This window comes from Neorhizobium galegae bv. orientalis str. HAMBI 540 (genome assembly GCF_000731315.1).
In the GTDB taxonomy this organism is placed as follows: Bacteria; Pseudomonadota; Alphaproteobacteria; order Rhizobiales; family Rhizobiaceae; genus Neorhizobium; species Neorhizobium galegae.
In genome coordinates this window covers 3225923-3251717 of the sequence record NZ_HG938353.1, presented here as the reverse complement: position 1 = coordinate 3251717, position 25795 = coordinate 3225923, and the positions used below count along the sequence as shown (strand labels likewise).

The window sequence follows — 25795 nt, the reverse complement described above, 5'->3', positions numbered from 1 at the left end:
CTTGAGCCATTGGGTTTGCCGCACCGTCGCTACCCCCCTCCGTCACCTTTGGTGACATCTCGCCCTCAAGGGGGGAGATCAGCGGGAGCCTGCGGCACCGGCATGGAGCCTCACTCATGATCTCCATCCTCATTCGCCGAACCTTGAGCCTTGCCGTGACGCTGCTCATCGTCTCGCTGCTGATCTTCACCGTCATGGACCTGCTGCCCGGCGATCCGGCGGCGATCATGCTCGGCACCTCGGCGAGCCCGGAAACGCTTGCCGCACTCCAGAAACAATTGGGTCTCGACCAGCCGCTCCCCGTGCGTTACCTCGCCTGGCTCGCCGGGGTCTTCCGGGTCGATCTCGGGCAGTCCTATACCTATGGCGTGCCGGTCGCGGGGCTGATTGGCGAGCGGCTCATCGTCACCTTGCCGCTGGCGTTGATTGCGATCTTTCTGTCGGTGGCGATTGCCATTCCTCTCGGCGTTCAGGCGGCGCGCAAGCACAACGGGCTCTTCGATTTCGTCGCCGGCCTGTTCTCCTATATCAGCATTGCGGTGCCGGCCTTCTGGGTCGGGCTGCTGCTGATCATCCTGTTTTCCACCATGCTTGGCTGGATGCCGGCGGGCGGATTTCCCGGCTGGGACGCAGGGTTTCTTGCCGGCCTCAAGGCGCTCCTCCTGCCGGCCGTGGCGCTCGCCCTGCCGCAGGCCGGCGTGCTGACGCGGGTGGCGCGGGCTGCGGTGCTGGAGGTGATGAATGAGGACTTTGTGCGCACCGCCCGCGCCAAGGGCCTGAGCGAGGGCGTCGCCATCTGGCGGCATGCGGTGCCGAATGCGCTGGTGCCGGTGTTCACCATGCTCGGCCTGCAATTCACCTTCCTGATCGCCGGTGCGGTGCTGGTCGAGAACGTCTTCAACCTGCCGGGCCTCGGGCGGCTTGCCTATCAGGCACTCTCCCAGCGCGACATCATCGTCATGCAGGATGTCGTGCTGTTCTTCTCTGCCCTGGTGATCCTGATGAATTTCCTGGTGGATCTTGCCTATCTGGTGGTCGATCCGCGTCTGAGGGCCGGCGCCCAATGATCAAGGTCCTTCGCCGCCCCGTCTTTCTCATCGGGCTCGTCATCACGCTCGCGTTGTTTGCCGTGGCGCTGCTGTCGCTCGTCTGGACGCCGTTTCTGCCCACCAAGATGAACATCGTCCACAAACTCAAGGCCCCGCTCGATTTCGGCCTTCTCGGCACCGACCAGTTCGGCCGCGACGTTGCCTCGATGCTGATGGTTGGCGCCTGGAACTCGCTGTCGACCTCCATCCTTGCCGTACTTCTTGGCGCAAGCGTCGGCACCGCGGTCGGCGTCGTCGTCGCCATGCGGCGAGGCTGGCTGGAACTCGTCGTCATGCGCGGCTGCGACATCGTCTTCGCCGTTCCCCCAATCCTCTCGGCGATGATGCTCGGCGCCTTCATCGGATCGGGCCGGTTCACGGCGATCTTCGCCATCGGCGTGTTCATGGTGCCGGTTTTTGCGCGGCTCGCGCTCGGCGCTGCCCTGCAGGTATGGACGCGGGATTATGTTACCGCCGCCGTCAGCATGGGCCGGCCGAAAAGCAAAATCACACTCGTGCATGTGCTGCCGAACATCGCCAACCAGATCATCGTGCAGGTGACGATCCAGCTCGGCCTCGCGATCCTCACCGAGGCAGGCCTCTCGTTCCTCGGCCTCGGCATGCCGCCGCCAACGCCCACCTGGGGGCGGATGCTGGCCGATGCGCAGACTTTTCTCGGCCAGGCGCCCTGGCTGGCGCTGATGCCGGGGCTGGCGATCGCGCTCGCCGTGCTTGGCCTCAACATGCTCGGCGACGGCCTGCGAGACCTTCTCGATCCCCGCGACAATTCCTGATTTCGAAACGAAGATATTGCCATGAATGACCTCTTGAAATTGACGATCCGCAAGCTGCTCGACCTTTATTCGGCCAGGAAGCTCTCGCCCTCGGAATACTGGCTGGCGGTCGAGGATCGCGTCGCCGCCTTCGAGCCGCATGTGCAGGCGCTCTATCTCTACGATCCCGAGAGCGCCCGGGCGCAGGCCGCAGCCTCCACCGATCGCTGGATGAAGGGCGCGACGTTTGGGCCGCTCGACGGCATTCCGGTGACGCTGAAGGAGTTGATCGCCACCAAGGGGCAGCCGGTGCCGCTCGGCACGGCGGCCGTCGAACTGGTGCCTGCCGCCGAAGACGCACCGATCGCCGCGCGCTGCCGCGAAGATGGCGCAGTGATCTTTGCCAAGACCACGTGCCCGGATTACGGCATGCTCTCGTCTGGCCTGTCGAGCTTCCATCACCTCAGCCGCAATCCTTGGGATCTGACCCAGAACCCCGGCGGATCGAGCGCCGGCGCGGCGGCCGCCGGCGCCGCCGGTTTTGGCCCGTTGCATATCGGCACGGATATCGGCGGCTCTGTGCGCCTGCCGGCAGGCTGGACGGGGCTGTTCGGTTTTAAGCCGAGCCAGGGCCGTATCCCGGTCGATCCCTATTATGTCGGCCGTTGCGCGGGGCCGATGACCCGCACGGTCGAAGATGCGGCCTTTTCCATGGCGACGCTGTCGCGTCCGGACTGGCGTGACGGCACCTCGCTGCCGCCCAACGATTTCGACTGGCTTAATTTCGATATCGACGTGAAGGGGATGAAGATCGGCCTGATGCTCGATGCCGGCATCGGCCTTGCAGTCGAGGACGACGTCCGCGATGCGGTCGTGGCCGCCGCCAAGCGCTTTGAGGAGGCTGGGGCGATCATCATTCCCGTCGAACCGGTCATGAACCGCATCATGCTCGACGGGCTCGACAGTTTCTGGCGCTCGCGGTTCTGGGGCGATATCGAGAAAATGCCGGAAGAGCGCCGGGCGCTGATCCTGCCCTATATCTACCAATGGGCGGAAGGCGGCACTTACATTTCCGGTATCGAAGCGGTGCGCGGCTTTAACCAGACGATCGAGATGCGCAAGGCCTGTGGACGGCTGTTCACGACCGTCGACGCGGTGATCTCGCCGACCAATCCGATCGTCTCCTATCCGGCGGAGTGGGCCTCGCCCACCAATGATCCGGCTTTGCCCTTCGAACATATCGGTTTCACCGTGCCGTGGAACATGTCGGAACAACCGGCCTCGTCGATCAATTGCGGCTTTTCGAAAACCGGCATGCCGATAGGCCTGCAGATCGTCGGCCCGCGCTATGACGACCTGCTGGTGCTGAAACTCTCCAGGGCCTTCGAGCAATGGACCGGGGGCATTTCGGCCTGGCCGGAGCCGCCGGCCGCCTGACTCCTCCGAACCTTTCCGGCTATTTCCGCCTGGGTGCAACCGCGCTGGGGAACAATCGCGCTGTTGCTGCGTTCACCGGCGGCGACAGGAAGCGTGAAGCGGGTAACGTGCGTCGCTCGCTCGGGAGACCGATCCCGTTCCACGTTTCTGAAGCCGTTTGATTCCGCGCAAAGCCTTCCGCGGCTCGCGTCCTCTAAGGTTCGCAAAACAGGAGATCGATATGCCCGCAGCCAACCCAACGACCGACTTCACCCGCAATGGCACCGGCCAGAACTCGGCAGCCAGCAAGGATGTCGAAGCCCAGATCCAGCAGCTTCGGGACGATATCGCAGCGCTCGCCCGCAGCGTTGCCGCCGTCGGCAACGACAAAGCCAGCGAATACAAGGGCAAGGCCCGCCGGGTCGCCAACGACGCTGCAGATGCTTCGATGCAGATGGTGGAAGCCGCCCGCGACCAGGCCCTGTCGATGGAAAAGGATCTGGAACGCCAGATCCGCACCAACCCTATCCAGGCCGTCGCCATCGCCGCCGGGGTCGGATTCCTCTTCGCGCTGCTGACGCGTCGCTGATGATGACAGGCCTTGGCCCCCTTTTGGCTTCGCTCGCCGCGATGGACATCGCGGCGTTGACGCGCAAGCTCAAAAGAAACGCGATCTTCTATGCTTTCGTGTTGCTTTTCCTGCTGACGGCCTATGGGCTGGCGGTGGCGGCGCTTGCCGTCTATCTCGCCGGCATCTGGGGACCGCCGATCGCGCTGCTTGCAGTCGCCGGCGGTGCGCTCTTGCTGGCATTGATCCTGTATCTCTGCGTGGTCATCGCCAACGGCGCCGAACAGCGCCGCAAGCGGGAAGCCGCGGCCTCCAACAGTTCCAAGGCGTTGATGATGACGGCGGCTCTGACGGCATTGCCGCTGCTGGTCAAATCACGTCCGCTGCTGCTCGTCGCGGTGGTCGGCGGTCTTGGCTTCCTCGCGGCGAAGTCCATGAGCACTTCGAACCGCCGATATTCCGAGCCGGCCGAATAAGCGGATTTTTCGGCCGCCCGACCTATCAACGGCCGCCTGCCTCGCGCGGGCGGCCGTATTCCGCGTTGTGCTGGGGCCTGCTCTCGACGAAAGCGGGCTTCGCGAACAATAGCAGGCGGTTTGCGACCGCCCTGTGTCTTTTGTAAATGACCGGGCGTTCTTTCGATGGTCTAGCCGAATTTCGTTGTCGAATCTCGGGCGGACTTAATTGTTGCGAATCCTCGTTGTCGATCGGGAATTCTTGGTGGCCATGGAAGTGGAGACCGTGCTCACCGAGGCGCTTGCCTGCGAGGTCAAGGTCGCCACGCCACACACCTATATCGTGGAACTGGAAAGCGGTTGGTTTGACGTTATCGTCATCGATTCAGGGCTGATTGGTGGAGAGGCTGGGCTTCGGCTGAGAGCTTCAGGCCCGGGTCTGGTGTTCACCACGCTCAACGTCGAGGACATGGATGGTCTGAAGGGCTGGGACGGAATAACCGTCGTCGCCAAACCGTTCAACGACCACCACCTCGTTGAAGCCGTCAAGAACGCCGCCCAGTTGTGAGCGGCGTTTCCTCAGATTTTTCAGGATCAGCTGCCAAAAGCACGTGAGGTGATCGCGGCATCGCCTGCATCGGGGCCGTAGTCGCCCTCGCCGGAAACGCCCAGCAGCTCCTGCAGGCGGGCGCGGGCGCGGCTGACGCGGCTCTTGATGGTGCCAACGGCGCAGCCGCAGATCGCTGCCGCCTCCTCATAGGCGAAACCGGCAGCACCCACGAGGATGATCGCTTCGCGCTGATCGTCGGGCAGCTTGTCGAGCGCCTTGCGGAAATCCTGCAGGTCGAGCCTGCCGTACTGTTCCGGATGGACCGAGAAACGCTCGCTGAACAGGCCGTCGCTATCCTGCACCTCGCGTCCGCGCTTGCGCATCTGGCTGTAGAATTCGTTGCGCAGGATGGTGAACAGCCATGCCCGCATGTTGGTGCCGGCGGTGAAGCTGGTCTGGTTGGCCCAGGCTTTCATGATTGTATCCTGCACAAGGTCGTCCGCCTTGTCGTGCCGGCCTGTCAGGGATACCGCGAAGGCACGCAGATTGGGCAGCGACGCGAGAAGGTCGCGCTTGAAGCCGCGATCGTCGATCTCGTCTTCCTTACTCATTTTGCGTTCACCGGTTTGGCGTTCTTCTCAGCCTGTTCCAGGCGCTCGAGAAGATCGAGAAAACGATCCGGAATCCCTTCTTCCTGTACCGCGTCGTAGAAGTCCCGTAACTTGCGGGATATGGATGCATTCGGCGGCACCGCTCCGGGTCGGACTTCTTGGGATTGGATTGCTGTCATCTCTTCTTTTTTTCTGTTGTCGTCACTCATCACGCGGGCAGCCTGTTGCGATATCGTCGGGCAAAGGAATTCCTGGCGGCAAAAAAAGTTCCACTCTTGCGGAACTTTTTTTCAAGGCCCACGTTCATAACAGGTCAATTGCCCACCGGGCACCGAGGGAGATTTTGTATGTCACTCACCACACGCGTTGCGTCTCACCTTCCATATCTGCGTCGGTATGCTCGCGCCGTCACCGGATCACAGACCTCGGGAGACGCCTATGTTGCCGCGGTCCTGGAAGCTTTGATCGCAGACGTTTCGATATTCCCCGAAACGTCCAAGGACCGTGTTTCGCTCTATAAACTCTTTGTTACAATTTTTGGTTCCACGAACATCGAGATTCGCCCGATCGAATCGCCGTTTGCCTGGGAGCAGCGCGCGGCGGCCAATCTCTCGATGCTTCCCTCCCAGTCGCGGCATGCATTCCTGCTTGTCTCGGTGGAGGGTTTCAGCATCGATGAAGCCGCGGAAGTCCTGGATGTCAGCGCCGCTGAAGTGAACCGTCTGCTCGACGATGCGACGCGGGAAATCTCGCGGCAGGTCGCGACCGACATCATGATTATCGAGGATGAGCCGCTGATCGCGCTCGACATCGAACAGATGGTGCAGGATCTCGGCCACCGCGTCACCGGCATCGCCCGCACCCATAAGGAAGCGGTGTCGCTCTTCCAGTCCTCGCACCCGAAAATGGTGCTCGCCGATATCCAGCTCGCCGACGGCAGCTCCGGTATCGACGCGGTCAACGAAATTTTGAAGTCTTCGAGCGTGCCGGTGATCTTCATTACCGCCTTCCCGGAGCGGCTTCTGACCGGCGAACGCCCGGAACCGGCCTTCCTCGTTACCAAGCCGTTCAACCCGGACATGGTGAAGGCGTTGATCAGCCAGGCGCTGTTCTTCAACGAAGCCGTAAAGGCCGCCGCTTGATCCCATGGGCGGCGGGCGAGCGGAGCAGGCCGGAACAAAATGCAACGGGTAGCGTTCTGGCGCATCCGAAGAGGAAAGCCCATGTTGTATTATGCTCTTGTCTGCCTGCTCGTCGCGATCTTCACCGGTGCGCTCGGCTTCAGTGGCATTGCAGGAACGGCAACCGGCCTCGCGCAGCTCCTGTTTTTCCTGTTTCTCGCACTGTTGCTGATATCGCTGGTGGTCGGGTTGTTCCGGCGTGTTTGACGTCCTATAAAAGTCGGATAATCATACTCATAAATCCAGGTGTTTCTGCGCGCAGCAGGTGCCCGGTTTCCCCAGCAAGCCCGCAGACGGAGTGAGTAACTTGGTGAATCCCCTGACATGGCAGCAGGCTGGTCAGAGTGATGACAAGTTACGCGAATTTTTCATGCCGGCGCTGGTGGATCTCGGCGCCAGCATCATGATCCAGGACGCAGGCCGCAATTATCTCTTCGTCACTCATCTTCCGGAGGTCTGGGCGGTCGAGCATGTCAGGACACCCACCGATGTCAGCCTGTTCGGCGACGAGGTCGGGGCAAAGCTCGCGACCCTCAAAGACGGCATGACGGAAGCGGGTCGCAAAGGCCATATCGAGATTACCATCGGCACCGAGCAGATCTACGAGTTCCGCGTCCAGACGGTGGAATTTTCCAATGGCGGCCTGCATTTCGTCACCACCATCATCGACCGTTCCGAGGAACGTCATCGCGAGCGGCTGCTGCGTGCGCTGCTGCGCGAGGTCAGCCACCGTTCCAAGAACCTACTCGCCATCATCCAGAGTATTGCGCTGCAGACGGCCCGTTATTCAGGCTCGCTGGAACTGTTTTTGCACAAGTTCCGGGGGCGGCTTTATTCACTCTCGCAGAGCCAGGACCTGATCACCGATTCCAGCTGGCGCGGCGCCTATTTTTTCGAACTGGTGCAGCAGCAGACGGAAAAGTACCTGCCCGAGAACAAGCATCTCGTGCGCGTCCACGGGGACAACATCCTTCTGACGCCGAACGCCTCGCTGCATATCGGGCTGGCGCTGCACGAGCTGATCGTCAACGCGGTCAGCCACGGTTCGCTTTTGCGCAGCGGCCGGGTGATCAACGTCACCTGCACCCGCATGCACCTCAACGGCCATGACTCGCTCGAGATGATCTGGGACGAAGTGCTGGATGCCAGCCGGAGCTCCGAAGATACCGAGGACTCGCTGAAGGCGCATTTCGGCAGCACCGTGCTGGAACGCGTCGTGCCCGCCTCGGTCAACGGCAAGGCGCAATATGTCATCTCCAGCGACCGCATCAGCTATCGGCTGGTATTCCCGCTGGAGAGCGGCGGGGATTGAAGGATAGTCGTTGGTGAGTAGCTTTCCAGCTCATTGATGGCCCCCGCGACGTGAGCCTTTGCGAAAAGCTCGCTCGCAGCGCCATTACTCACCATACCCCACAAAACTGAGCTGGCCCGGTTCCGGTTGACGGAGCCGAGCCAGTTCGTCTCTTCGAGGGGGATTGAAGAGTATGTCCGAAGGCTTTGTAGGGCGGGGGACGGGGGGGTCGCCTTCGAACACTCACATAACGGGCGCCTCGGGAATAGGTTCCAGCAGTTCCAAACTTTTTTGAATTTTTTTCAGCGGTCTTTTTTTTGGGCTGGTGAGTGAAGAATGGCGGCTTTGCAGCCGCCATTCCGATCGGGCCCGTGTGGCGGGCTCAGTGTTTCAGCGCTCTCGGATCGAGCGCGTCGCGGATCGCATCGCCCATGTAGTTGACGCTGAGTACAGTCAGCGAGATCGCCAGGCCCGGCCAGAGCACGCGCGAGGGTGTCAACTGCAGGAAGTTGGCGCCGTCGAACAACAGCCGTCCCCAGGTCGGGAAATCCGAAGGAAAGCCGAGGCCCAGGAAGCTCAACGCCGATTCCGTGATGATCGCCGAAGCGATGCCCAATGTCGCCGAAACCATGATCGAGCTCAGCACGTTTGGCAGGATGTGCCTGAGGATGATGCGATACTCCCGCATGCCGCTCGCCTTCGCCGCCAGGATGAATTCCTGGCTTTTGACGGCCAGCACATCGCCGCGCACGATACGGGCGGTGTGCATCCAGCTGGTGATTCCGATCACGAAGACGATCAGGATGAAGATGCCGGTCTCCGGTCCGAATGCCGCCCGCAAGGTATCGCGAAACAGCATCAGGATGACGAGCAGCAGCGGCAGGAGCGGCAGGGCCAGGAACAGGTCGGTGACGCGCATCAGCGGACCGTCGAGCCTGCGGATATAGCCGGAGACTACCCCCACCAGGGTTCCGAGGAAAAGCGCCAGCAGCATCGCCGTAATACCGACCGCAAGCGAGATGCGGCCGCCGGCGAGCACCTGGGCAAGCATGTCCTTGCCGAGGTTATCGGTGCCGAACGGATGTGCCCAGGAGGGCCATTGGTTCTTGTCGCGGATATTGATGGCGTTCGGGGCCACCCGGTGGATATACGGGCCTACGAACACCGCCAGCACGATGAACGTGAACACGATCAATCCGACTACTCCGCCCTTGTGGGAACGGAACTGACGCCAGATATCCGCGAGCGCCGACCTGGTGGGAGTTGCCGCCTTGGCGGGCGGGGCGGTTGTAAGCGTCGCATCAGTCATAACGGATCCTCGGGTCAAGAATGCCGTAAAGCACGTCGGCGATGAGGTTGAAGAGCACGATCAGCACCGCGAAGATGAAGGTCAGGGTCTGGACGAGTGGGATATCGGCGCCCTGAACCGCGATGATCAGCAATTGGCCAAGCCCGTTCACGCGAAAGATCTGCTCGGTGATGATGGCGCCCGAAAAGATCGTCGGCACGCCGAGCGCGATCACGGTGACGACCGGGATCAGGCTGTTGCGCAGCACATGGATGAGCAGAACCGACTTTTCCTTGACGCCCTTGGCACGCGCGGTGCGTACATAGTCCTGGTGCAGGTTGTCGAGCATCGAGGCCCGCACGAAACGGGTGATCTGCGAGGCGTTGAAAAGCGACAGAACGGTGACCGGCAAGGCCATCTGCTTGATCTGCTGCAGGAAGCTCGAGAAGTCGTTGACGACCAGGTTGGTGTCATAGACCGACGGGAACCATTGCAGCCAGGAGGAGAAGATGACGACCAGCAGCACGCCGGTGAAGAAGGTCGGCACCGAGTATCCGACCATCGACAGGAACGTGCCGATCTGGTCGAAGATCGAGTACTGCTTGTAGGCGGAGATGACGCCGATCGGAACGGCGATCATCACCCCGAACACGTAGGCGAGACCAACGACCCATAGCGTCTGGGGCAGGCGCTGGACGATCAGGTCGACCACCGGGCTGCGGGTCGCCCAGGACAGCACCCGCATGCGGGTGCCATCGCCGAATTGCCAGCCGGTCAGGCGTTCGAGGATGTTGAGAGGTTCGTTGATGAAGAATTGCTGCAGCCAGTAGAGGTAGCGGAAGAAGAATGGCTGATCGAGGCCGAGCGATGCGCGGATCTGTTCGCGGACCTCCGGCGGGATCGTCAACGGCAGGTCGCCGGTCGGATCGTTGGGGGCAAGATCGAGTAGCGCGAAAATGACGAAGCTGATGATCAGCAGCGTCGGGATTGCGAAGAGCAATCGTCGCAAGGTGTAGGTGAACATCAATAAGTCTCCAGACTAGCGCGGAGAAGAAAATGCGGGCACCGGGCCTGCCGCAAGGGCAGGCCCGGTGATCGGCATCACTTCGTGCGCGACCAGTCGGCGACGTTCCACAGCTCGCTATCCCAGGCGTTCATCTTCACGCCGGCGAGCTTGAGAGAATGCGAGGAGACGCTACCGCGGTGGACGAGCGGGATATGCGCGCCTTCCTCGGTCAGCATGTCGTTGAGCTGCTTGGCAAGTGTTGCGCGCTTGTCGAGCTCGGCGGTCTTCGAAAGTTCGCCGAGCAGCTTGTCATAGGCCGGGTTGCAGTAACGCGGGATGTTCTGGCCCTGCCAGCCGTTCGCCGGGCCGGGAACCTTGTCGCACAGCCACTCTGCGAGATACTTTTCCGGATCGGTGCCGTCGAAGTTGTTGGTGTACATTTCGACGTCGGCATAGAACTTCTGGAAGGTGTCGGGGCTTGCCGGATCGCCGCCGAAGAAGACCGAGGCGCTGGCGTTGCGCAGTTCGGCACCGACGCCAATCTGCGACCACATGTCCTTCACCAGTTCCTGGGTCGCCTGGCGAACCGAGTTGGTGGAGGTCGAGTAGAGGTAGGAGAGCTTCACGCCGTTCTTGGCGCGGATGCCATCCGGGCCTTTCTTCCAGCCGGCGTCGTCAAGCAGCTTGTTGGCGGCCGCAAGATCCTGCTTCAGGCACCAGCTGTCGTTCTTGGTGGAAGCGACGGCGGCTGGCGCGGGCACGATGTTACAAGTCGCCTTGCCGGCTGCGCCGTATCCTGCCTCGACGATGATGTCGCGGTCGATGGCGAGCGAAAGCGCGCGGCGGACTGCCGGATCGGACAGCGAAGGATGCGGGCCGGCGTCCTTGGTGGAGCGTTTTGCGCCAAGCGACGGATCGGCATTGTAGTGGTTGAGGTTGATACGTTCGACCTGGGTGCCGAATGCCGTTTCCAGCTTGCCCTTGCCGGCGGCGACCATCTTGGCGAGGATTTCCGGCTCTACCTGCATGTTCCAGGCATAATCGTATTCGCCGGTTTCGAGCACGGCGCGGGCCGCCGACGCAGCGTCGCCGCCGCCCTTGAGGGTCACGGTTGCGAAGGCAGGCTTTGCCGCATCGCGATAATTGGTGTTGGCGGTCAGCGTGATGACGTCGTTCGGCTTGAATTCCTTGACGACGAACGGACCGGTGCCGATCGGGCCGAAGTTGGCCGAGGTGCAGCCCGGAGCCTTGGCGCCGACGCAGTTTTCGAACTGCTTCTTCTGGATGACCGGCGACTGGGCGCCGACGAAAGCGCTGTAGGGATAGGGCTTCGGTTCGGTAAAGGTGATCTTGATCGTCTGCGGATCCGGAGCCTCGACGCTTTTGACGCCCTCGTACTGGGCGGCCTGGGCGCAACCGCCGTCCGGCGCGATGCAGTATTTCCAGGTGAAGATGACGTCGTCAGCCGTAAAAGGCGTGCCGTCCGACCATTTGACGCCCGGCTTGATCTTCCAGGTCATGCTGAGCAGGTCCTTGGCGACGCCGCCGTTCTCGACGGTCGGAATCTCGGTGACCAGCATCGGCACGAGACCACCCTTCTCGTCGTAGCGGGCGAGCGGCTCGATGACCATCGAGGACGCGTAGACTTCCTTGGTGCCGCCGGAGAGGTAGGGGTTCATCGTCGAAACGGCCTGCCAGAACAGGATCTTCAGATCTCCGTCCGTGCCCCGTTCGGCATGCGCGGCGGCGCCGGCGAAGGTGAGGGCGGCGACTGTGCCGGCCAAAAGAAGTTTGAGGTTTTTCATGCTGCTATTCCCCTTGTCGTTCTCTTATGAGTTGTGGTTGGGCCTGCCGGTCGAGCCGGCTTTTTGTGCCTCGGGACTGCGAAGTCGCCTTCCTCAACTTATTGACTTCGCAGCGTATTTCCTGTCGGTTCCTCCTCCGAAACTACCTTAAGAACAAGTTACATCCTGCCGCTTTTGGCGAGCATGATCAAATTTTGAGCCATCTAAGCATAGGCCTATTTTCCGTTCAAGCCGGAAAATTGAAGCTTGCAAAATCGTGTCTTCGCGTCGCAATATCCGCCCGACATCCACCCTTGGCAGAGTGGAAATATGAAAAAAACAACGGGGTTATCACTATGCCGGTCATCAATCGCGTCGCCGAAATGCAGGATCAGGTCGCTGAATGGCGGCGCCATCTGCACGAGAATCCTGAGCTGCTCTACGACGTCCACGAGACCTCGAAATTCGTCGCCGAAAAACTGCGGGCCTTCGGCTGCGACGTCGTCGAGACCGGCATCGGCAGAACCGGCGTCGTCGCAATCATCAAGGGCAGCCAGGGCGATGGTCCGGTCATTGGTTTCCGCGCCGATATGGACGCGCTGCCGATCCTCGAGACCTCCGGCAAACCCTGGGCGTCCAAGACGCCCGGCAAGGCGCATTCCTGCGGTCATGACGGCCACACCGCCATGCTGCTGGGTGCTGCGCAATACCTTGCCGAGACTCGCAATTTCAAAGGTTCGGTCGCGCTGATCTTCCAGCCGGCGGAGGAGGGCGGCGCGGGCGCGCTGGCGATGATCAACGACGGCATGATGGAGAAGTTCGGCATCAAGGAAGTCTACGGCATGCATAACGAGCCGCGGCTTCCGGTCGGCAGTTTCTCCACCCGCAAGGGCGGCATCATGGCGGCGGCCGACACGTTCGAAATCACCATCCACGGCCGCGGCAGCCATGCCGCGCAGCCGCACAATTCGATCGATCCGATCCTGGTGTCCTCACATATCGTGCTGGCGCTGCAGTCCATCGTTTCGCGCGAGACCGACCCCCTGAAGTCGCTGGTCGTCACTGTCGCCTCGATCCACGGCGGCGAGGCGAGCAACGTTATTCCGGCCTATGTCAAGATGACCGGCACGGTGCGCACCCTGCTGCCGGAAACTCGCGATTTTGCGGAGAAGCGTCTGAGCGAAGTGGCTCAATCAACCGCGATCGCCCATGGCGCGACGGCTGATGTCATGTATCGCCGCGGTTATCCGGTCACCTTCAACCACGACAACGAGACGGATTTTGCCATCGAGATCGCGGCCAAGGTCGCCGGTCCCAAGTCGGTGCAGACCGGCATGGCGCCGCATATGGGCGCGGAGGATTTTTCCTACATGCTGGAGAAGCGCCCCGGCGCCTTCATCTTCATCGGCAACGGCGATACCGCCAACCTCCACAACGCTGCCTACGACTTCAACGACGAGGCAATTCCCTTTGGCGTCAGCTATTGGGTCACGCTCGCCGAAACCGCGCTCGCCGCCTGATCCGAAGGAGATTTCCATGCTGCTTTCCGGCACTTCCATGGAGCAGGGCGGTGGTTCGGTAACCCCGGTCCTGTCTGTCCGCAATCTTTCCACCTCGTTCCGGGTGAACGACGAATGGCGCACCGTGGTGCGCAACATCTCGTTCGACGTGGCGCCGCGCGAGACGGTGGCGATCGTCGGCGAATCGGGCTCGGGCAAGAGCGTCACTTCGCTGTCGATCATGCGGCTGCTGCCGAAGAATTCGAGCAGGATCGAAGGCCAGGTCTTCCTCAACGGCCGCGAATTGCTGTCGCTGCAGGAAGAGCAGATGCGCCGCGTGCGCGGCAAAGACATCTCGATGATCTTCCAGGAGCCGATGACCTCGCTCAACCCAATTTTTCCAATTGGCAAGCAGATCGCCGAGGCGCTGACGGTCCATACCGACATCAGCAATGCCGATGCGAAGAAGGAAGTCATCCGCCTGCTCGAAAAGGTGCGTATCCCCAACGCCTCGTCGCGTTTCGACGAATATCCGCACCAGTTTTCCGGCGGCATGCGCCAGCGCGTTATGATCGCCATGGCACTGGCGGCGAGACCTAAGTTGCTGATCGCCGACGAGCCGACCACCGCGCTCGACGTCACCATTCAGGGCCAGATCCTCGACCTCATCAAGGTGCTGCAGGAAGAGGAGGGCATGTCGGTCCTCTTCATCACCCACGACATGGGCGTGGTGGCCGAAGTCGCCGACCGCACCATCGTCATGTATCGCGGCGATGCGGTGGAGACGGGCGAGACCGGCGACATCTTTCACCGCGGCCAGCATCCCTATACCCGTGCACTTCTCTCCGCCGTGCCGCGTCTCGGCTCGATGGGCGAGCGCAAGCTTCCGCTCCGCTTCCCGATCGTCGATATCAAGACCGGCGAGCAGATGCCGCTTGCCGACGTCACCGACACGGTCGGCAAGGGCAAGACGCCGATCCTCGACGTCAAGGACCTGACCACCCGGTTCGACATCCATTCCGGCCTGTTTGGTCGCAAGTCCGGGGCGGTCCATGCGGTCGAAAAGGTCTCCTTCGATCTGTTCCCGGGCGAGACCCTGTCGCTCGTCGGCGAATCGGGCTGCGGCAAGTCGACCACCGGCCGATCGGTCACCCGCCTGATCACGCCGACCAGCGGCGAGGTCACTCTCGATGGTTATGAGGTCATGAAGCTCGACCAGCCGACGCTGCGCCAGATGCGCCGGTCGATCCAGATGGTCTTCCAGGATCCGTTCGCCTCATTGAACCCGCGCATGAGCGTCGGTTCGGCTGTCATGGAGCCCTATGTCGAGCACAGCCTCGGCACCAAGCAACAGGCCCGCGACAAGGCAGCGAGCCTGATGGAGAAGGTCGGCCTTTCCGCCGACATGATGAAGCGTTTCCCGCACGAGTTTTCCGGCGGCCAGCGCCAGCGCATCGCGATCGCCCGCGCCTTGATGCTCGACCCGAAGATCATCGTCGCGGACGAGGCGGTTTCAGCTCTCGACGTGTCGATCAAGGCGCAGGTCTGCAACCTGCTCCTCGACCTGCAGCAGAGCCTCAATCTCGCCTTCCTGTTCATCAGCCACGACATGGCCGTCGTCGAGCGTGTCAGCCATCGGGTCGCTGTGATGTATCTCGGCGAGATCGTCGAAATCGGCCCGCGGGCGGCAGTGTTCGAGAACCCGCAGCATCCTTATACGAAGAAGCTGATGTCGGCCGTGCCGGTCCCGGATCCGTCCCGCCGGCGGATCAAGCGCAACATGTCGACCGACGAGATCAAGAGCCCGATCCGCCCGGTCAACTACGTGCCGCCAAAGCGGGAGTATCGGGAGGTTTCCGCGGGGCATGTGGTGCAGGTGGCGTAGCACATCGAGGCGGTTGAGAGCTTGTGCTCGTGACATCAAACCCCGCACGATCCGGATCGTGCGGGTTACCGACCAGGGGTGCCGGCTGTTCCATCGCCGTCGTCATCCGTATCTTCAGCGGCCATCGTTTTTTCCAGCCGGACAACGGCATCCACGAATGATGGAAATGCTTCCCGAATTCGATCCAGGTTCTCGATCACCTTGTCGGCTTTCAGGTCGAACCCGTATCGGTGCCGACGAGATGGCGGAAGGCTTTCACTTCCGTCAGAGATTCGTATAGCTCCGTGTCGATAGCGGACGGCCGTATGCCGTCGATTTCGGCCGACATCTGGAACGTCCTGATGCATTGTCGGTCCGCTGGGAACGAGAGCGTCCACGTCCCGTGCCAGGCTCAGAAGACTGTCCTCAATGCCGTTATAGACGTTATGGATACCCAATGAGATGGCTGACAGTGCGCCCCATTCTCTATCGGAAACCTCCTGGGAATGTCGCGCGAAAAAGATTTCGAGCTGTTCCAGCTCCCGTTCCGCGCGCGCGATCTTTGGTGACAAGCGTGAAAAAGCCGGAAGGCTAAACGCAGCCATCTAGAAGCTCCTGTACCCTGCCGGCGGTCATATCGGCCTCGAAGATCAGATCGTAGGGAATATCTGTCCCTCGCATGTGACCAGCGACGAGTCGTTCGATAAAAAGTCTGCGCGCAGGGTCGACCGGGCCGCTCACCAGGAGGTCGACATCAGAATGTAAATGAAAACTGCGCTTCGCCAAGGAGCCGATGATGCGCATCTCGACACCGTGCTTGCGGGCATCTTCAAGTATGCGTTCAGCACGAGCCGACGCGGTTTTATGTCGCGTTTCCGCTCGACGTTCGATCAGCGCTTCCATCCGGTTCATGCACGAGTTCCCGGCTATTACCATTCTTCTTCAGCCTATATCATTTCTCAGCGGGCTCAAAGGCAGCGCAACGGTCACCCGTGGGTAGACGCGGCGACGATGCAGGCGCAATGCGGCCGCTATGGATTTTGATGATGCAACAATTCCTCTCCTAATACCTACCATGTGGTTCTTCCGGCCGTTTGACAGACCATCCGAAACCATGGCAGCAACAGGTGGAGGAGAATTTCTGCCATGGCAAAACGGTCTGATACGCAAGGGCGGCTCGACGATGCGGCGCGGGCCGGCTGGCTCTATTACGTCGCGGGGCGGACCCAGGACGAGATCGCCGCGGCCATGAGCATTTCGCGGCAATCGGCGCAGCGGCTAGTGTCGCTCGCGGTTGCCGAACGGCTGATCAAGGTGCGCCTCGACCATCCGATCGCCGCCTGCCTGGAACTCGCCGAGGCGTTGCGCAAGAAATACGATCTCAAACATGTCGAAGTGGTGCCGAGCGATCCGGCAGGGAGTTCCAGCACAGTCGGGATTGCCGAAGCCGGGGCGGCCGAAATCGAGCGCTGGCTGAAGCGGCCGGACCCGATCGTCATCGCGGTCGGCACGGGCCGCACGCTGAAAGCCGCCGTCGATCAGCTGCCGCCGATGGAATGTCCGCAGCACCGGATCGTGTCGCTGACCGGCAATATCGGGCCGGACGGATCGGCCGCCTTCTATAACGTCATCTTCTCGATGGCGGACGCAATCAAGGCGCGGCATTTTCCTATGCCGCTGCCGGTTCTCTGTTCCTCGGCCGAAGAGCGCGAAACCCTGCACGACCAGGCGCTAGTGCGCTCGACGCTCGAGCTCGGCGCGCAGGCGGATGTTACCTTCGTCGGCATCGGCGAACTCGGGCCGGATGGCCCGCTCTGCGTCGACGGCTTCCTGGCCAAGGAGGAAATGCAGAAACTCGTCCGGGAAGGCGCTGCCGGCGAGATCTGCGGCTGGGTGTATGACAACCAGGGCAAGCTTCTCGCCAATTCCATCAACGACCGCGTCGCCAGTGTACCGATCCCTTCGCGGGAGACCTCCTCCGTCATCGGACTGGCGCTGGGGCGCAAGAAATTCCAGGCGATTTCCGCCGCGCTCAAGGGCAATATCATCAACGGTGTGATCACCGATGAAGCGACTGCAGAGCAATTGCTCGGTCGCTGAGCAAAAATTATCCATAACCAGATCAACGACATGACCTTTGTCTGCTGCGCTGCAGCGACGAATGGCGATTGACTTTTTACGCCGTTTAACGAGTAATTGCCCATGAGCAAAGCGAATGCTCGTTACTCATCTTCTGGGAGGAAGATATGACATTGAAGACGATTTTGCTGGGCGCCTGCTCGGCGCTGGCGCTTGCCGGCCTTTTCTCCACCGCGGCTTCGGCTGAAACCCTCACCATCGCGACTGTCAACAACGGCGACATGGTCCGCATGCAGGGCCTGACCTCCGAGTTCACCAAGGCGAACCCGGATATCCAGATCAACTGGGTCACGCTTGAAGAAAACGTGCTGCGCGAGCGCGTCACCACCGACATCGCCACCAAGGGCGGTCAATACGACATCCTGACGATCGGCAATTACGAAGTTCCGATCTGGGCCAAGCAGGGCTGGCTGCTCGAGCTGAACAAGCTTGGCGACAAGTACGACACCAACGACATCCTGCCGGCGATCAAGGGCGGTCTGACGGTCAACGGCAAGCTTTATGCTGCGCCGTTCTACGGCGAGTCGGCGATGATCATGTATCGCAAGGACCTGTTCGAGAAGGCCGGCCTCAAGATGCCGGAAAACCCGACCTGGGAATTCATCGGCGATGCGGCTCGCAAGATCACCGACCGCAAGACCGACGTGAACGGCATCTGCCTGCGCGGCAAGGCCGGCTGGGGCGAGAACATGGCGTTCATCACGGCGCTTACCAATTCGTTTGGCGGCCGCTGGTTCGACGAAAAGTGGGCCCCGCAGTTCGACCAGCCGGAATGGAAGGCTGCGCTGCAGTTCTATGTGGACCTGATGAAGGATGCCGGCCCGTCGGGCGCTTCCTCGAACGGCTTCAACGAAAACCTGACGCTGTTCCAGCAGGGCAAATGCGGCATGTGGATGGATGCCACCGTGGCTGCCTCCTTCGTCTCCAACCCGAAGGATTCCAAGGTTGCCGACAAGGTGGGTTACGCCCTCTTCCCGGTGAAGGGAGAGATGAAGAACCACGGCAACTGGCTGTGGTCTTGGAACCTTGCTGTTCCGAACTCCTCGAAAAAGGCTGACTCGGCGCAGAAGTTCATCTCCTGGGCAACCAGCAAGGAATATACCCAGCTCGTCGCCTCCAAGGAGGGCTGGGCCAACGTTCCTCCGGGCACCCGCACCTCGCTCTATAACAACGAGGACTACAAGAAGGCTGCTGCCTTCGCGGTTCCGACGCTTGCCGCGATGAACGCCGCCGACATCACCAAGCCGACCGTCAAGCCGGTGCCCTATACCGGCGGCCAGTTCGTGGCGATCCCTGAATTCCAGGCGATCGGAACGAATATCGGCCAGCTGTTCTCGGCGGTCGTCGCCGGCCAGTCCACGGTCGCCGATGCGCTTGCCCAGGCCCAGACGGCTACGGCGCGCGAAATGAAGCGCGCCGGTTATCCGAAGTAACCTCCAGAGCCACGGCTGTCCGGCATCCTGCGCCGGGCAGCCGGATCTTGGCCGAGATCACCCGCCTTGAAGATGTGGGCGGGTCGGTGATCAGGCAAGGCAATCCGGTAACAACCAGATAACAACAAGAACCTGCATCCTGCGTCCGTCTCCTTCCCCAAAGAAAAAGGCGCGGGATAACTGGAACGACTACGTTCCACGGGAGGGCGTCTGATATGGCAACGCAAAATACCAAGACGTTGGCGCGCCTGATGATGGCGCCCTCCGTTCTGCTTCTTCTCATCTGGATGATCGTGCCACTGGCGATGACGCTGTGGTTCTCGTTCCAGAACTACAATCTGCTCGATCCGTCCAATGTCAGCTTCACGGGTCTCTTCAACTACCAGTTCTTCTATACTGACCCCGCCTTCTTCCAGTCGATCTGGAACACGCTGGTCATCGTCGGCGGCGTGCTCTTGATCACCGTCATCGGCGGGATCGCCATCGCGCTCCTCCTCGACCAGCCCATCTTCGGGCAAGGCATCGTCCGCATCCTGATCATCTCGCCTTTCTTCGTCATGCCGCCGGTTGCGGCGCTGGTGTGGAAGAACATGATCATGAACCCGAGCTACGGGGTATTTGCCGACATCTCGAAATTCTTCGGGCTACGGCCGATCGACTGGTTCGCGCAATATCCGCTGTTTTCGATCGTCATCATCGTTGCCTGGCAGTGGCTGCCGTTCGCAACACTCATCCTGCTGACCGCGCTGCAGTCGCTCGACGGGGAACAGAAGGAAGCGGCCGAGATGGACGGCGCCAACTTCCTCAACCGCTTCATCTACCTGGTGGTGCCGCATCTCGCGCGGTCGATCACGGTCGTCATCCTCATCCAGACGATCTTCCTGCTCGGCGTCTATGCGGAAATCCTGGTCACCACCAATGGCGGCCCCGGTTACGCCTCCACCAACCTCGCCTTCCTGATCTACCGCACGGCGCTCCTCGGCTATGACGTCGGCGGCGCCTCGGCAGGCGGCATTATCGCAGTCGTGCTCGCCAATATCGTCGCCTTCTTCCTGATGCGCGCCGTCGGCAAGAACCTGGACCGGTAGGAGAAGATCATGGCACGCAACGTTACGACAAGACACAAGATCACCGCCACGGTCGCCGCTTGGATCGTCGCGCTGATTATCTTCTTCCCGATCCTCTATACGATCATCACCAGCATCAAGACGGAGCCGGAAGCGATCGCGGGTTTCAGCCTGTGGCCGTCCGGCACGTTCGAGAACTACATTACCGTCCAGACCCAGCGCGATTACCTGAAGCCGTTCATGAATTCGGTGATCCTGTCGGTCGGCTCCACCATCCTGGCGCTGATCATCGCGATCCCGTCCGCCTGGGCGATGGCGTTCTCGCCGACCAAGCGGACCAAGGACATCCTGATGTGGATGCTTTCCACCAAGATGATGCCGGCGGTCGCGGTTCTGGTGCCGATCTATCTTCTGTTCCGCGATTTCGGCCTGCTCGACAGCCGCATCGGTCTGACGGTGATGCTGACGCTGATCAACCTGCCGATCGTGGTGTGGATGCTTTATACCTACTTCCGCGAAATCCCCGGCGAGATCCTGGAAGCGTCGCGGATGGACGGAGCGGGGCTCTGGCAGGAGATCGTCTACGTGCTGACGCCGATGGCGGTGCCGGGCATTGCCTCGACGCTGCTCCTCAACATCATCCTTGCCTGGAACGAGTCGTTCTGGACGATCCGGCTGTCGACCACCAATGCGGCGCCGCTGACGGCCTTCATCGCCTCGTTCTCCAGCCCGCAAGGCCTGTTCTGGGCAAAACTCTCGGCCGCCTCGACCATGGCAATCGCGCCGATCCTCATCCTCGGATGGTTCTCACAGAAACAACTCGTTCGCGGCCTCACGTTTGGCGCGGTTAAGTAAGGAAAACGGACATGGGCAGCATCACGCTCCAAAAAGTGTCGAAAGTGTTCGGCGAGGCCAAGGTCATTCCGTCGATCGACCTCGAAATCAATGACGGCGAATTCGTCGTTTTCGTCGGTCCCTCGGGTTGCGGCAAGTCCACCCTGCTGCGCCTGATCGCCGGCCTGGAAGACGTGTCCGGCGGCCAAATCCTGATCGACGGCAAGGACGTCACCCAGGCAGCCCCCGCCGAGCGCGGCCTTGCCATGGTGTTCCAGTCCTACGCGCTCTATCCGCATATGAGCGTGCGCAACAACATCGCCTTTCCGCTGAAGATGGCGAAGATGGAGAAATCCGCGATCGACAAGAAGGTGACGGATGCGGCCCGCGTCCTCAACCTCACCGACTATCTGGAACGGCGCCCCTCGCAGCTTTCCGGTGGCCAGCGCCAGCGCGTCGCGATCGGCCGGGCGATCGTGCGCGAACCCTCGGCCTTCCTGTTCGACGAGCCGCTTTCCAACCTCGACGCCGCACTGCGCGGCACGATGCGTCTGGAGATCAGCGACCTGCACCACCAGCTCAAGACGACGATGGTCTATGTCACCCACGACCAGGTCGAAGCAATGACCATGGCCGACAAGATCGTGGTGCTGAACCGCGGCAATATCGAGCAGGTCGGTTCGCCGCTCGAACTCTACAAGAGCCCGCGCAACCTGTTCGTTGCCGGCTTCATCGGTTCGCCGCACATGAATTTCGTCGACGGCGCCTATGCGCAGTCGAAGAATGCCAAGACCGCCGGCATCCGGCCGGAACACTTGAACCTTTCGAAGGACAACGGCATCTGGCGCGGCACCGTGAAGGTCGCCGAACATCTCGGCGCCGACACGTTCCTGCATCTCGATGTCGACGGCATCGGCCAGATCACTGCGCGCTGCGACGGGGAGTTCGGCGCCTATCACGGTGACACGGTCTACATGACGCCCGATGAGGCCAAGCTCCATCGGTTCGACGACAAGGGCCTCGCCCTGAAGGCCTGACGGGCCATATCGGAGTAAAGACAATGACTGTGAAGCTTTCGCTGGCGAGCTTGAGTGACGCTGCGGCCACCGCCGCCGTGCCGGCCTATGATCCGAAGAGCCTGACTGCCGGCATCTTGCATTTCGGCGTCGGCAATTTCCATCGCGCCCACCAGGCAATCTATCTCGACGACCTGTTCAATACTGGCAAGGCGCATGACTGGGCGATCGTCGGCGCCGGCGTGATGCCATCTGATGGCGCCATGCGTGACAAGCTGAAGGCCCAGGATTTTCTGACCACCGTCGTCGAGCAGGATAATAACAGGACCGCCGCCCGCGTGACCGCGCCGATGATCGACATCATCGCTCCTGGCGACGTCGCGACCGTAATCGAGACATTGGCAGACCCGAAGATCCGTATCGTTTCGATGACGATCACCGAAGGCGGCTATTTCATCGACGCTTCCGGCCGATTCAGCCCCGCCCACCCGGCGATTGCCGAGGACGGTCGGAACCCGCAGAACCCGAAGACCGTTTTCGGCCTGATCCTCGCCGGCCTCAAGGAGCGCAAGGCGCGGGGGATCGCCCCGTTCACCATCATGTCCTGCGACAACATTCCCGGAAACGGCGAGGTGACGGAGAACGCCGTCATCGGGCTCGCCAAGCTTTCCGACCCTGACTTCGCCCGCTGGATCCACGAGAACGTCGCGTTCCCGAGCTCGATGGTCGACCGCATCACGCCGGCGACGGGTAGCCGCGAGATCGATATCCTCAAAAACGATTTCGGCATTGACGACAACTGGCCGGTGTTCTGCGAAGAATTCAAGCAGTGGGTGATGGAGGACAAGTTCCCCGCCGGCCGGCCTCGGCTGGAAGAGGTCGGCGTCCAGTTTGTGCCCGACGTGGCGCCCTATGAGCTGATGAAGCTGCGCATCCTCAACGGCGGCCATGCGGCGATCGCCTATCCGGCCGCCCTTCTCGACATCCATTTCGTGCACGAGGCGATGGAGCATAAGCTGATCCGCGGCTTCCTCGAAAAATTGGAGAAGGACGAGATCATTCCGGTCATCCCGCCGGTGCCGAATACCAACCTCATCGACTACTACAAGCTGATCGAGCGACGCTTCTCAAACCCCAAGATCGGCGACACGATCCCTCGGTTGGCGCAGGACGGTTCCAACCGCCAGCCGAAATTCATCCTGCCCTCGACCGCCGACCGGCTCGCCAAGGGACAGGACATCATCGGCCTGTCGCTGGTCTCGGCGCTGTGGTGCCGCTATTTCGCCGGCACCTCCGACAGCGGCAAGGAGATCGTCTTCAACGACGCCAGCGCCGACCGCCTGAACGCCGCCGCGCTGAAAGCTAAGGATAACCCGGACGCCTTCCTTGCGCTCGGCGATATTTTTGGTGACGTTGCGAAATCCGAGCTGTTCCGCACCCGCTTTGCGCATTCGCTGAAGACGCTCTGGGAGCAGGGGACGGCAAAGACGCTCGAGCTTTATCTCGGCGGCAAACTGGTCAAATAGCGGGGAATGGATGTGCAACAGGCGGCGGGACCACTGGTGATCTTTGATTGCGACGGGGTTCTCGTCGATAGCGAACCCGTCTCCGTGCGCGTGCTTGTCGATGCGTTGCGCCGCAAGGGCGTCGAGATGGATGCGGCGGAGGCCTATCGTCGCTTCCTCGGCCGCAGCCTCGGCACCGTCACCAAGACGATGCGCGAGGAATTCGGCATCGAGGCCGACGATACGTTTCTCGAAGACATGCGCCGCGATCTCTATGCCCGGTTCCGCGCCGAATTGCAGCCGATGCCTGGCATAACCGAAGCGTTGGATGCCTTGAGTTTTCGCCGTTGCGTCGCCTCGTCCAGCCAACCGGAGCGCATCCGCCTGTCGTTGACGCTGACCGGCCTGATCGACAAGCTGGAGCCGAACATCTTTTCCGCCGCCATGGTCAAGCGTGGCAAGCCGGCGCCGGATCTCTTCCTGCATGCGGCAAGCGAAATGGGCGCCGATCCCAAAGACTGTATCGTCATCGAGGACAGCCCCGCCGGCATCGAGGCGGGCCACAGCGCCGGCATGTCGGTCTTCGCCTTCGTCGGCGGTTCGCATGCCTCGGTTCCCGGTTACCGGGAGCGGATCGATATGCTTTCGCCGGAAGTCGTGTTTGACGCGATGCCGGATTTGATCCACCTTGTCCAAAAACATATGGAGGGTCGCAACGGCTCCGTTTCTTCGACCACGCTTTAGCGCGATCCTTGAAACTGCCGGGCGACAGGGACAGGAAACAAATCCGGATGCGTGATCACCTCGTTGCGGTCGATATCGGCACCGGCAGCGCCCGCGCCGGCGTCTTTGATCGCGGCGGGCGGCTGCTTGCCAAGGCGAAACATCCGATCGCGATGTTCCGTCCCAAACAAAATCACGCCGAGCATGATTCCGAGGACATCTGGGCCGCCACCTGCCGCGCGGTAAGGGAGGCGATGGCGGAGACCGGGATCGCCGCGGACCGTATCGCCGCGATCGGTTTCGATGCCACCTGTTCGCTCGTCGCCCGCGACCGCGAGGGCAGGCCACTTACGGTTTCCACGACCGGCAAGGTCAACCAGGACACCATCGTCTGGCTCGACCATCGGGCGATCAAACAAGCCGAGCAGCTTTCCGCCACCGGCCATAAGGTGCTGGAATTTTCCGGTGGCTCGCTGTCGCCGGAGATGGAAATGCCGAAGCTGATGTGGCTGAAGCAGCATTTGCCGGAAAGCTGGGCGAAGGCGGGTTATTTCTTCGATCTTGCCGATTTCCTCACCTGGAAGGCTACCGGCTCGCTCGCCCGTTCCCGCTGCACGCTGACCGCCAAATGGAACTATCTCGCCCACGAAAATCCCGGCTGGAGCGCCGATTATCTGGCGCTCGCCGGCCTCGAAGACCTGCTCGAAAAGGGCGGACTGCCGGACGAGACGATCGGCGTTGGGACAAGTTTGGGAAGCCTCAGCCGCAGGGCAGCCGAAGAGCTTTGCCTCGATAGCCAGGTGCAGGTGGCTCCTGGCATGATCGACGCCTATGCGGGCGCCTTTGGCGTCCTCGGCGGGGTTTCCGGCGGCGTGTCCGAAGGCTCGAAGCTCGAAACCAGCGTGGCGTTGATCGGCGGCACGTCGAGCTGCATCGTCGCCTTCACCAGGGATTCCAAACCTGGCCGCAGCCTCTGGGGACCCTATTACGAGGCGATCCTGCCGGGCCATTGGCTGGTCGAAGGCGGCCAGTCGGCGGCGGGCGCGTTGCTCGACCATATCGTGCTGATGCACGCGGCCGGCGGCGAACCGACGGCGGAGCTGCATGGCCGCATCATCGCCCGCGTCGGCGAGCTGCGCACCGAGACCGAGGGCGATATCGCCCCGAACCTCCACGTCCTGCCGGATTTCCACGGCAACCGCTCGCCGCTTGCCGACCCGCACGCGACCGGCGTCATCAGCGGGCTGACGCTGGACACCTCCTTCGACGGCCTCTGCCGGCTCTACTGGCGCACCTGCGTCTCGATTGCCCTTGGCATCAGGCACATTCTTGATGCGCTTTCGGGCTACGGCTACCGCTTCGAAACCCTCCATGTCACCGGCGGCCACGTCAACAACCCGCTGCTGGTGGAACTCTACGCCGACGTCACCGGCCGCAAGGTGGTGATCCCGGAAAACCGCGACGCGGTGCTGCTCGGCACGGCGATGGCTGCCGCTGTTGCCGGCGGGATGTTTGGTTCGCTGTTCGAAGCGGGCCAGGCAATGGATGCCGGCGGGACGGAGTGGCTGCCGGACCCGACACGGGCCGAGCAATACGGTCTGGATTACCGGCGGTTCCTGGCGATGGTCCGGCATCGGGATGAGTTGCGGGGAATGGCGTAGGGGGCCAACGCGGCGTTGCACCACCCGGCGCTTCCACGGCCGT

At 61.6% G+C, this 25795-nt stretch carries 26 protein-coding genes; 19 read left to right on the top strand and 7 right to left on the bottom strand.

The window, feature by feature from the left end; all coding sequences use genetic code 11:
* The first annotated feature begins 116 nt into the window (after positions 1-116).
* The 6 genes from RG540_RS16090 to RG540_RS16065 all read left to right on the top strand — a co-directional run bounded on the left by RG540_RS16090 (position 117) and on the right by RG540_RS16065 (position 4868).
* Positions 117-1067 (top strand): ABC transporter permease, encoded by a 951-nt coding sequence (locus tag RG540_RS16090; RefSeq protein ID WP_038589921.1) that lies wholly within the window; start codon positions 117-119, stop codon positions 1065-1067.
* On the top strand, positions 1064-1882 hold the full coding sequence (locus tag RG540_RS16085) for an ABC transporter permease (RefSeq protein WP_038589917.1): 819 nt from the start codon (positions 1064-1066) through the stop codon (positions 1880-1882). The genes RG540_RS16090 and RG540_RS16085 overlap by 4 nt, the downstream gene beginning before the upstream one ends.
* Positions 1883-1903: 21 nt before the next feature.
* A complete protein-coding gene (locus RG540_RS16080; RefSeq protein WP_038589914.1) occupies positions 1904-3298 on the top strand; it encodes an amidase in 1395 nt (464 codons plus the stop codon).
* Positions 3299-3518: 220 nt separating this feature from the next.
* Positions 3519-3866 carry a DUF883 family protein gene (locus tag RG540_RS16075; RefSeq protein ID WP_038593985.1) on the top strand — a complete coding sequence of 116 codons (348 nt, stop codon included), beginning with the start codon at positions 3519-3521 and terminating at the stop codon, positions 3864-3866.
* Positions 3866-4321 carry a hypothetical protein gene (locus RG540_RS16070; RefSeq protein ID WP_051909458.1) on the top strand — a complete coding sequence of 152 codons (456 nt, stop codon included), beginning with the start codon at positions 3866-3868 and terminating at the stop codon, positions 4319-4321. Before RG540_RS16075 ends, RG540_RS16070 begins: the two co-directional genes overlap by 1 nt.
* A 244-nt stretch (positions 4322-4565) precedes the next feature.
* Entirely contained in the window at positions 4566-4868 is a 303-nt protein-coding gene (locus tag RG540_RS16065; protein ID WP_157884626.1) for a hypothetical protein, read from the top strand.
* A 26-nt stretch (positions 4869-4894) separates the two neighbouring features.
* Here RG540_RS16065 and RG540_RS16060 read toward each other — a convergent pair whose 3' ends face one another.
* Together RG540_RS16060 and RG540_RS16055 are read right to left on the bottom strand one after the other, a co-directional pair.
* Complete coding sequence (locus RG540_RS16060; RefSeq protein WP_038589909.1) at positions 4895-5461, bottom strand: RNA polymerase sigma factor; 567 nt, start codon at positions 5459-5461, stop codon at positions 4895-4897.
* Positions 5458-5640 (bottom strand): NepR family anti-sigma factor, encoded by a 183-nt coding sequence (locus tag RG540_RS16055; RefSeq protein WP_037078171.1) that lies wholly within the window; start codon positions 5638-5640, stop codon positions 5458-5460. The genes RG540_RS16060 and RG540_RS16055 overlap by 4 nt, the downstream gene beginning before the upstream one ends.
* A gap of 168 nt (positions 5641-5808) precedes the next feature.
* Here RG540_RS16055 and RG540_RS16050 point away from each other — a divergent pair, with 168 nt between their 5' ends.
* From RG540_RS16050 to RG540_RS16040, 3 genes are all read left to right on the top strand, one after another.
* Positions 5809-6603, top strand: a complete 795-nt coding sequence (locus RG540_RS16050) for a response regulator (RefSeq protein ID WP_038589906.1) — start codon at positions 5809-5811, stop codon at positions 6601-6603.
* Positions 6604-6684: 81 nt separating this feature from the next.
* Complete coding sequence (locus tag RG540_RS31420) at positions 6685-6849, top strand: DUF1328 domain-containing protein (protein WP_007758228.1); 165 nt, start codon at positions 6685-6687, stop codon at positions 6847-6849.
* A 103-nt stretch (positions 6850-6952) separates the two neighbouring features.
* Positions 6953-7954 carry a sensor histidine kinase gene (locus RG540_RS16040; RefSeq protein ID WP_038593979.1) on the top strand — a complete coding sequence of 334 codons (1002 nt, stop codon included), beginning with the start codon at positions 6953-6955 and terminating at the stop codon, positions 7952-7954.
* A 361-nt stretch (positions 7955-8315) separates the two neighbouring features.
* Here the strand turns inward: RG540_RS16040 and RG540_RS16035 are convergent, their stop codons facing one another.
* From RG540_RS16035 to RG540_RS16025, 3 genes are all read right to left on the bottom strand, one after another.
* Entirely contained in the window at positions 8316-9242 is a 927-nt protein-coding gene (locus RG540_RS16035; RefSeq protein WP_038589903.1) for an ABC transporter permease, read from the bottom strand.
* Positions 9235-10245 (bottom strand): ABC transporter permease, encoded by a 1011-nt coding sequence (locus tag RG540_RS16030; protein ID WP_038545492.1) that lies wholly within the window; start codon positions 10243-10245, stop codon positions 9235-9237. Before RG540_RS16030 ends, RG540_RS16035 begins: the two co-directional genes overlap by 8 nt.
* Positions 10246-10322: 77 nt before the next feature.
* Positions 10323-12032 carry a peptide ABC transporter substrate-binding protein gene (locus RG540_RS16025; protein ID WP_038589900.1) on the bottom strand — a complete coding sequence of 570 codons (1710 nt, stop codon included), beginning with the start codon at positions 12030-12032 and terminating at the stop codon, positions 10323-10325.
* A gap of 335 nt (positions 12033-12367) precedes the next feature.
* On the opposite strand from RG540_RS16025, the gene RG540_RS16020 reads away from it, so the two are divergent.
* Complete coding sequence (locus RG540_RS16020; RefSeq protein WP_038589896.1) at positions 12368-13531, top strand: M20 aminoacylase family protein; 1164 nt, start codon at positions 12368-12370, stop codon at positions 13529-13531.
* A gap of 16 nt (positions 13532-13547) precedes the next feature.
* Positions 13548-15395 (top strand): ABC transporter ATP-binding protein, encoded by a 1848-nt coding sequence (locus RG540_RS16015; RefSeq protein WP_038589894.1) that lies wholly within the window; start codon positions 13548-13550, stop codon positions 15393-15395.
* Between the two features lie 65 nt (positions 15396-15460).
* Here RG540_RS16015 and RG540_RS31720 read toward each other — a convergent pair whose 3' ends face one another.
* Together RG540_RS31720 and RG540_RS16010 are read right to left on the bottom strand one after the other, a co-directional pair.
* A complete protein-coding gene (locus RG540_RS31720) occupies positions 15461-15979 on the bottom strand; it encodes a hypothetical protein (protein WP_244446573.1) in 519 nt (172 codons plus the stop codon).
* Complete coding sequence (locus RG540_RS16010; protein WP_038593977.1) at positions 15966-16286, bottom strand: nucleotidyltransferase domain-containing protein; 321 nt, start codon at positions 16284-16286, stop codon at positions 15966-15968. Before RG540_RS16010 ends, RG540_RS31720 begins: the two co-directional genes overlap by 14 nt.
* Positions 16287-16520: 234 nt before the next feature.
* Between RG540_RS16010 and RG540_RS16005 the strand changes: the two genes are divergently transcribed.
* The 8 genes from RG540_RS16005 (at position 16521) to RG540_RS15970 (ending at position 25752) form a co-directional block, all read left to right on the top strand.
* Positions 16521-17474, top strand: a complete 954-nt coding sequence (locus RG540_RS16005; RefSeq protein WP_038589890.1) for a sugar-binding transcriptional regulator — start codon at positions 16521-16523, stop codon at positions 17472-17474.
* A gap of 146 nt (positions 17475-17620) precedes the next feature.
* Positions 17621-18946: an ABC transporter substrate-binding protein gene (locus tag RG540_RS16000; protein ID WP_038589887.1), complete on the top strand. Its 1326-nt coding sequence runs from the start codon at positions 17621-17623 to the stop codon at positions 18944-18946.
* Positions 18947-19161: 215 nt separating this feature from the next.
* Positions 19162-20034 carry a carbohydrate ABC transporter permease gene (locus tag RG540_RS15995; protein WP_007760469.1) on the top strand — a complete coding sequence of 291 codons (873 nt, stop codon included), beginning with the start codon at positions 19162-19164 and terminating at the stop codon, positions 20032-20034.
* A 9-nt stretch (positions 20035-20043) separates the two neighbouring features.
* Positions 20044-20868, top strand: a complete 825-nt coding sequence (locus RG540_RS15990) for a carbohydrate ABC transporter permease (protein WP_007760466.1) — start codon at positions 20044-20046, stop codon at positions 20866-20868.
* Positions 20869-20879: 11 nt separating this feature from the next.
* A complete protein-coding gene (locus RG540_RS15985; RefSeq protein WP_038589884.1) occupies positions 20880-21884 on the top strand; it encodes an ABC transporter ATP-binding protein in 1005 nt (334 codons plus the stop codon).
* A gap of 23 nt (positions 21885-21907) precedes the next feature.
* Positions 21908-23389 (top strand): mannitol dehydrogenase family protein, encoded by a 1482-nt coding sequence (locus RG540_RS15980; protein WP_038589881.1) that lies wholly within the window; start codon positions 21908-21910, stop codon positions 23387-23389.
* Positions 23390-23401: 12 nt separating this feature from the next.
* Positions 23402-24112 (top strand): HAD family hydrolase, encoded by a 711-nt coding sequence (locus tag RG540_RS15975; protein ID WP_407668910.1) that lies wholly within the window; start codon positions 23402-23404, stop codon positions 24110-24112.
* Between the two features lie 47 nt (positions 24113-24159).
* The gene (locus RG540_RS15970) at positions 24160-25752 is read left to right on the top strand and encodes an FGGY-family carbohydrate kinase (protein ID WP_038589875.1); all 1593 of its coding nucleotides are present in this window, start codon (positions 24160-24162) and stop codon (positions 25750-25752) included.
* Positions 25753-25795: the final 43 nt, after the last annotated feature.